The organism is Blautia sp. AM47-4 (genome assembly GCF_003479865.1).
GTDB lineage: Bacteria > Bacillota > Clostridia > Lachnospirales > Lachnospiraceae > Fusicatenibacter > Fusicatenibacter saccharivorans.
This window is the reverse complement of sequence record NZ_QUHY01000083.1, coordinates 1-1,650: the sequence shown is the minus strand read 5'-3', so window position 1 is coordinate 1,650 and position 1,650 is coordinate 1. Positions and strand designations below refer to the sequence as shown.

General features: G+C 39.0%; 1 protein-coding gene. It reads left to right on the top strand.

Annotation, left to right across the window (positions count from 1 at the left end; translation table 11 throughout):
* The first annotated feature begins 298 nt into the window (after positions 1-298).
* On the top strand, positions 299-1,510 hold the full coding sequence (locus DW965_RS18610; RefSeq protein WP_055218916.1) for an IS110 family transposase: 1,212 nt from the start codon (positions 299-301) through the stop codon (positions 1,508-1,510).
* Positions 1,511-1,650: the final 140 nt, after the last annotated feature.

Genomic DNA, 1,650 nt, shown 5'->3' with positions numbered 1-1,650 from the left:
TTGCGCGTCTAACTCATCACTACTACAATATATTTATGGGTAATCCCCTTACTTCCAGTAAGGATTTATCCATCTCATTACTTAAACTGTTAGAATGTAGGATGCAATGGTATATCGACTTCATCACTTGGACCTCGCGTCCGTACTTTAGACTGATAACCGGCTCCTCATTCACAGTGTTCGTTTTATGCAGGTTGAATCACATTAGGTGCATTCGTGTCACACACAGTAGTTTGAACAGGTAATGAGTAAAACTGGTATTTATCCATTGTAATATTTTTTAAGGAGTGATAAATTTATGAACGCAGTAGGTATCGATGTTTCAAAAGGTAAAAGTATGGTTACAATTCTGAGACCATTTGGGGAGATTGTATCCTCTCCTTTTGAGATTAAGCACACATCCAGTGATATCCATTCACTTATTAAACTTATTCATTCTATCGAAGGTGAATCCCGGGTTGTAATGGAACATACCGGCCGCTACTACGAAGCACTTGCTCACCAGCTTTCAGCAGCAGATCTCTTTGTCAGTGCTGTTAATCCCAAGTTGGTCAAAGATTTTAATAACGATTCTCTTCGCAAAATCAAGTCCGACAAAGCTGATTCTGTCAAGATTGCCCGCTACGCTCTTGACAAATGGCAAAGTCTTGAACCGTATAGTATTACAGATGAATTACGCGCTCAGCTAAAGGTCATGAATCGTCAGTTCCATTTCTATGTGAAACAAAAAACGGCTATGAAAAATAATCTTATTGGCCTCATTGACCAGACCTATCCAAATGCAAATACTTATTTCAATAGTCCCACCCGCAGTGATGGTTCCCAGAAATGGGTTGATTTTGTCTCTACATACTGGCATGTAGATTGCATTCGTAAAATGTCTCTAAACGCTTTTGTTGAACATTATCAGAACTGGTGCAAGCGCAAAAAATATGCCTTCAATAAATCAAAAGCGGAAGAAATTTACACCAAAACAAAGGAACTTGTTCCAGTATTTCCTAAGAATGAAATAACCAAACATATCATCAGACAAGCTGTCGATCAGCTCAACAGTACTTCCGTTACTGTCGAAACAATACGCACTCTCATGAACGAGACTGCCTCAAAGCTTCCTGAATACTCAATTGTCATGCAGTTTAAAGGGATTGGTCCATCTCTCGGTCCACAGCTTATGGCTGAGATCGGTGATGTAACCAGATTCACGCATAAAGGAGCCCTTACTGCATTCGCCGGAGTTGATCCTGGGGTAAACGAATCTGGTTCCTATGCCCAAAAAAGCGTCCCAACATCCAAACGTGGATCTTCAAATTTAAGAAAGACTCTTTTTCAAGTAATGGATGTTCTTATCAAAACCATGCCTCAGGATGATCCTGTATATCAATTCATGGACAGAAAACGCACCCAGGGTAAGCCTTACTATGTTTATATGACTGCAGGTGCTAATAAATTTCTCAGAATATACTATGGACGAGTGAAAGAATATCTTTCTGTTCTTCCTGATCCAAGCTAATTCAAAACTTTTACTTTCAGACCAGCACTGGTTGTGGTGGCCTTATTTTAATGCCTAATTTTTAACCTGTAAAGTTTTTTAACTTTCTTCAATTTTAGTATTGACTTTTTATTTGCAGGCTAAAGTAACGAGAATGCGAC

Excerpts from the sequence above, each read along its gene's own strand:
- DW965_RS18610 (WP_055218916.1), top strand. The coding sequence starts at position 299 with ATGAACGCAGTAGGTATCGATGTTTCAAAAGGTAAAAGTATGGTTACA.